The following is a 5,080-nucleotide window of genomic DNA, read 5'->3' on the forward strand; positions in this document are numbered from 1 at the left end:
TGTGCTCTTCCGATCTAGGTGGTCGGTACCGGTCGGCAGCTGCGCGCGGCGCACCACCGTGGCGCCCTGGGCGGAGATCAGCCCGAGCGAGCGCGGCGGGTTCTTGCCCGCAGCGGCCCAGAGCTCGAGCACGCGGTCCTGGCCCAGCGCCACGTTCATCAGCGGCTTGGTCACCACCGCGCGGCCGTCGCCGCTGATGCTGGCCACGAACGACGCCGGGATCACGCCGCCTTCACCGCCCGGCGCGGTGGCGTTGAGCACCACGACGATCGGCGGCTGTACCGGATCGGGCGTGGCCAGCAGCACGGCCAGGCCGATCGTGGCCACGCTGGCCAGCGCGGCAAGACCTCGCCAGAAGGCCAGCCGCGCCCACCAGGGGAGGTTCGCGGGTGCGGCGGCAGCCGGGCCGCCCAGTCGTGCCTCGATGCGCTGCCACACCTGCGGCGGCGGCGACACCGGCGTGACCCCGGCGGTCAGCGGCATCAGCCGGTCCTGCCAGGCGCGCACCGCGGCGCGCAGCGCCGGGTGGGCGGGCAGCAGGGTCTCGAAGCGGTGGCGTGCGGGGCCGCGCAGCGTGCCGGCCACGTAGGCCGCGGCCAGGCGGTCGGCGAGTTCGGGGCGCGAGTAGTCCATCAGGCGCTCCCCTGCGCATCGCGCTGGACGGCGGATTCGAGGCAACCCTTGAGCGCCATCAGCGCGCGGCGCACCCAGGACTTCACCGTGCCCAGCGGCTGGCGCATCTGCTCGGCCACCTCGGCATGGCTGAGTCCATCGAAGAACGCCAGCGCCACGCTCTGGCGTTGCGCCGCGCTCAGTTCCTGCATGCAGCGCGCGAGCGCGCGGGCATCGCTCGCGCGACTCAGCAGCTGCATCGGCCCGTCGCCGTCGTCGGCCACTTGCTCGTACACGTCGGCTTCCTGTTCGTCGTCGCCGCCGGAGGTGGGTGCGGCCTGGATCTGCGGCTGGGTCTGCGCGCGGCGCAGGCTGTCGATGGCGCGGTTGCGCGCGATGCTGGTCAGCCAGGTCAGGGGCTGGCTCTGCGCTGCGTCGAAGCTCTGCGCCGAGCGCCAGACGTTGACATACACCTCCTGGAGGATGTCCTCGGCCTGGGCCCGGTCCCTCTGGATGCGCAGGATCACGGCAAACAGATGCGCGCTGGTGCGCTCGTAAAGCGTGGCAAATGCCGCACGGTCGCCGAGGCCGGCGCGAGCGAGCAGGCGCGCGAGTTCGCGGCTTCGTTCGGTCCAGTCGGTGGCGGCGGGCATGGGCGCGAGTCTAGGGGCGGTGTGCGCAGCGCGGTTCGTACAATCCGGGCAACCCCAGGAAAGCCCCATGCCCAGCCGCAACGAGTTCGTCCTCACCCTGTCGTGCCGCGACGCCAAGGGCATCGTGCACGCCGTCTCCGGCCTGCTGTTCCAGGCTGGCTGCAACATCATCGACTCGCAGCAGTACGGCGACGTGCTCTCCAGCGACGCCACCGGCCTGTTCTTCCTGCGCGTGCACTTCGAGGCACCGCCGCACCTGGCCGACGTGGCCACGCTCGACCCGCTGTTCACCCACCTGCGCGGGCAGTTCGGCATGGACGCGAAGCTGTACTCGCTGGCGCGCAAGCCGCGGGTGCTGATGATGGTCAGCAAGCACGGCCACTGCCTGAACGACCTGCTGTTCCGCTGGCGCTCCGGGCAGCTCGACGTCGAGATTCCCGCCATCGTCTCCAACCACCCCGACTACGCCGACCTCGCCGCCAGTTACGGCATCCCCTTCCACCACCTGCCGCTGCCCACCGGTGCGCCGGCCGAGGCCAAGCGTGCGCAGGAGAAGCAGGTCGAGGCGCTGGTCGACAGGGAGCAGATCGACCTCGTGGTGCTGGCGCGCTACATGCAGATCCTGTCCGGCGAGTTCTGCCAGTTCCTCAGGGGCCGGGCGATCAACATCCACCACAGCTTCCTGCCCAGCTTCAAGGGCGCCAAGCCCTACTACCAGGCGCACGAGCGCGGCGTGAAGCTGATCGGTGCAACGGCCCACTACGTCACCGCCGAGCTCGACGAGGGCCCGATCATCGAGCAGGACGTCGAGCGCGTCGACCACACGCTCAGCCCGGAGGACTTCACCGCCGTGGGCCGCGACGTCGAGTGCGTGGTGCTGGCGCGCGCGGTGCGCTGGCACGTCGAGCACCGCGTGCTGCTCAACGGCAAGAAGACCGTGGTCTTCCGCTGAGGCCGCACTCGCCCATGCCGCGCGCCAAGCCGCCGCCGCCGCCGGCCACGCCCGACGAGATCGAACAGCAGTTCTACGAGGCGCTGCAGCGCGCCGACATCGAGTCGCTGATGGCGGTCTGGTCGGACGACGACGAGATCGTCTGCGTGCACCCGGGCGGGCCGCGCGTGGTGGGCGCGCCGGCGATCCGCGCGGCGTTCGAGGCCATCTTCGCCAATGGGGCGATCGCCGTGCGGCCAGACAAGGTCCGCCGGCTGCAGAGCATGAACTGCGCCGTGCACAGCGTGCTCGAGCGCATCGAGATCCCCACCGACGAAGGGACCCAGACGGCCTGGGTGGTGGCGACCAACGTCTACGTGAAGTCCGGCGGCGCCTGGGCGATGGCGGCGCACCACGCGAGCCCCGGCTCGCCGCGCGAGGTGCAGGACATCGCCGAAGCCGGCTCCACGATCCACTGAGCTGGCGGTGGAGCGCTACCGATCGCCGCGCTGGCTGCCCGGCGGGAATGCACAGACCATCTGGCCGGCGCTGTTCGGCAGGCGGCACCACGGGCCGGCCATCTCGTTCCGGAGGGAACGCTGGGCCACCCCGGACCAGGACTTCGTCGACGCCGACTGGCTGGGCGACGATGCGAACGCGCCGCTGCTGGTGATGTTCCATGGCCTCGAAGGCTCGACCCGCAGCCACTACGCGCAGGCCTTCGCCGACTGGGCGCGCCGTCACGGCTGGCGCTTCGTGATGCCTCACTTTCGCGGCTGCTCGGGCGAGCTGAACCTGGCGCCGCGCGCCTACCACTCGGGCGACTTCGAGGAGATCGGCTGGATGCTGGCGCAGGCCAAGGCGCGTCACGCCGGGCCGATGACCGCGGTGGGCGTGTCGCTCGGCGGCAATGCGCTGCTGCGCTGGGCCGAAGAGGCCGGCGAGACGGCCGCTGCCACGGCCAAGGTGGTCGCCGCGATCAGTTCGCCGATCGACCTGGCCGCCGGCGGGCGAGCCATCGGGCGCGGCTTCAACCGCCTCGTCTACACGCGCATGTTCCTGCGCACCATGAAGCCCAAGGCGCTGGCCAAGCTGGCGCAGCACCCCGGCCTGTTCAGCCGCGAGAAGCTGCTCGCCGCGCGTGACCTCTACGAGTTCGACAACGTCTTCACCGCGCCGTTGCACGGCTTTCGAGACACCGACGACTACTGGGCGCGCGGCTCGGCCAAGCCGCACCTGCCGCGCATCCGCATCCCGGCGCTGGTGCTGAATGCGCGCAACGACCCCTTCGTGCCCGGTGCGAGCTTGCCCGGCGCGCACGAGGCGGGCCGTCACGTGACGCTGTGGCAGCCCGAGCACGGCGGGCACGTCGGCTTTCCCGGCGGACGCTGGCCCGGTCACGTGATGACCCTGCCGGAGGCGGTGATGGGCTGGATCGCACGGCACCTTTGACGCAGCATCGGCGTATGGACGAGATCGTCAAGGCGGCGCTGAAGAAGTGGCCCAACGTGCCGCACTGCTGGGGCTGGCTCGCGCTCGACGCGCGCGGCGACTGGTACATGCGCGACGAGCGTGTGCAGCGCGCCGGGCCCTTTCCGCAGGTCAAGGGCAGCCGCATCCTGCACGACAAGCTTCGCGAGTTCATCCATCGCAACTACGCGGCCGACGAGCACGGTGCCTGGTTCTTCCAGAACGGCCCGCAGCGCGTCTATGTCGAACTGGAAGCCGCCCCCTGGGTGTGGCGGCTCGAAGCCGGCGCAGGCGCCCCGGCCGTGACCAGCCACACCGGGCGGCCGGCCACGGTGCAGTCGGCCTGGCTCGACGAGCATGGCCGGCTCTTCCTCGCCACCGACCTCGGGCTCGGCATCGTGCACACGCTCGACATGGAGGCCGCGGCCGACGCGGTGGAGCGCGGCCTGTGGCAGCCGGAGCCGGTCACGCTGGCCGAGTTGCCGCAGCGCTTCGGCCACCGGCTCAGCCCGGCCGCCGATCGCGCCGGTCAGCTGCCGTAGAAGACATAGTCGGCCTCGTAGGCCACCTGCTGGCGCTGGCCCTTGCTGGCCGCGTTGCAGGCCACAGCCGGCGCGACGCCGCCCTTGGTGTTCAGCCGCTGGATGTAGGCCACGCCCTGCATGGCGCCGGCGCCCATGGCCGGATCGGTCTTGACCAGCTGCAGCGGGATGCTGCCCGGCGCGGCCGGCGCGACGGCGACCTGCTTTCCCGTCACCTTCGAGCCGTCGGCGGCTTCCCAGGTCGGGCCGGCGTAGTATTTGCCGACCGGCTTGCGATCCATCGAGTACAGCGTGGCCACCGGAGCGACGAACGCCCACTCGTGGGCACCGGCCATGTCCTTCTTCTCGCGGCACTCGTAGGTGATCTCTCCGATACCGGTGGTGGCCAGGGTCTGCTTCACGCCGGCAGGCACGCGAACCGGCTCGGGCAGCATGGCGTTGTTCACCGGCTTCGTCGCGGGTTGGGAGGCGCAGGCGGAGATCAGGGCGGCAAGGCCCAGCAGCGGAAGGGTTCGGGTCATGGGGTGCTCCGGAAGTCGTGGTTTGGATGCGGGGCTCACGGCCCCGACCCTGCGATACGCCGCCCACGGCCGACCGGATGCACGCGGCCAAGAAAAAAGCCGGCCCACAGGCCGGCTTTGTCGGGAGCGGAAGCGCTCAGTTCGCGGCCGATGCGGCGGAGGCCGCTGCCGCCGGCGCCTTCGGCTCGGCGAAGGTCGCGCCGCCCTTGTTGGCCAGGTAGACCACGGCGCGGGCCACCTCGAAGTCGCTGAAGTCGCCGCCGCCCTGCGCGCCCATCGCGCCCTTGCCCTTCAGGGCCGAGGTCAGCAGCGCCTCGTAGCCGGTGGCGATGCGCGGCGCCCAGGCGGCGG

8 protein-coding genes are annotated in these 5,080 nt (G+C 71.4%); 4 read left to right on the forward strand and 4 right to left on the reverse strand.

Annotated features, from left to right (window positions below):
• On the reverse strand, positions 1–633 hold a 633-nt coding region (locus tag AB7U92_RS21625; RefSeq protein WP_428581933.1), incomplete at its 3' end, for an anti-sigma factor.
• Positions 633–1,265, reverse strand: coding sequence for a sigma-70 family RNA polymerase sigma factor (locus AB7U92_RS21630; protein ID WP_428581936.1), 633 nt, complete (start codon positions 1,263–1,265; stop codon positions 633–635). The genes AB7U92_RS21625 and AB7U92_RS21630, both read right to left, overlap by 1 nt.
• Positions 1,266–1,332: 67 nt before the next feature.
• Between AB7U92_RS21630 and purU the strand changes: the two genes are divergently transcribed.
• From purU to AB7U92_RS21650, 4 genes are read left to right on the forward strand one after another with little or no spacing between them, the layout of a single operon-like run.
• Complete coding sequence (purU, locus tag AB7U92_RS21635; protein ID WP_428581939.1) at positions 1,333–2,217, forward strand: formyltetrahydrofolate deformylase; 885 nt, start codon at positions 1,333–1,335, stop codon at positions 2,215–2,217.
• Between the two features lie 14 nt (positions 2,218–2,231).
• Positions 2,232–2,675, forward strand: coding sequence for a YybH family protein (locus AB7U92_RS21640; protein ID WP_428581942.1), 444 nt, complete (start codon positions 2,232–2,234; stop codon positions 2,673–2,675).
• Between the two features lies 1 nt (position 2,676).
• Entirely contained in the window at positions 2,677–3,648 is a 972-nt protein-coding gene (locus AB7U92_RS21645) for a YheT family hydrolase (RefSeq protein WP_428581953.1), read from the forward strand.
• A 14-nt stretch (positions 3,649–3,662) separates the two neighbouring features.
• Positions 3,663–4,208, forward strand: coding sequence for a DUF2946 family protein (locus AB7U92_RS21650; RefSeq protein WP_428581945.1), 546 nt, complete (start codon positions 3,663–3,665; stop codon positions 4,206–4,208).
• On the opposite strand, the gene AB7U92_RS21655 is transcribed toward AB7U92_RS21650, so the two are convergent.
• Together AB7U92_RS21655 and AB7U92_RS21660 are read right to left on the reverse strand one after the other, a co-directional pair.
• The gene (locus AB7U92_RS21655) at positions 4,196–4,729 is read right to left on the reverse strand and encodes a DUF3455 domain-containing protein (protein ID WP_428581948.1); all 534 of its coding nucleotides are present in this window, start codon (positions 4,727–4,729) and stop codon (positions 4,196–4,198) included. The genes AB7U92_RS21650 and AB7U92_RS21655 overlap by 13 nt on opposite strands.
• Positions 4,730–4,865: 136 nt before the next feature.
• The coding region (locus AB7U92_RS21660) for a c-type cytochrome (protein ID WP_428581950.1) at positions 4,866–5,080 on the reverse strand (215 nt) is incomplete at its 5' end.

The sequence above is a fragment of the Piscinibacter sp. genome (genome assembly GCF_050175855.1).
Taxonomy (GTDB): Bacteria; Pseudomonadota; Gammaproteobacteria; order Burkholderiales; family Burkholderiaceae_C; genus Piscinibacter.

Bases quoted from the DNA above. Each gene is read 5' to 3' on its own strand.
- AB7U92_RS21630 (WP_428581936.1), bottom strand. From the start codon at position 1,265: ATGCCCGCCGCCACCGACTGGACCGAACGAAGCCGCGAACTCGCGCGC.
- purU (WP_428581939.1), top strand. From the start codon at position 1,333: ATGCCCAGCCGCAACGAGTTCGTCCTCACCCTGTCGTGCCGCGACGCC.
- AB7U92_RS21640 (WP_428581942.1), top strand. From the start codon at position 2,232: ATGCCGCGCGCCAAGCCGCCGCCGCCGCCGGCCACGCCCGACGAGATC.
- AB7U92_RS21650 (WP_428581945.1), top strand. From the start codon at position 3,663: ATGGACGAGATCGTCAAGGCGGCGCTGAAGAAGTGGCCCAACGTGCCG.
- AB7U92_RS21655 (WP_428581948.1), bottom strand. From the start codon at position 4,729: ATGACCCGAACCCTTCCGCTGCTGGGCCTTGCCGCCCTGATCTCCGCC.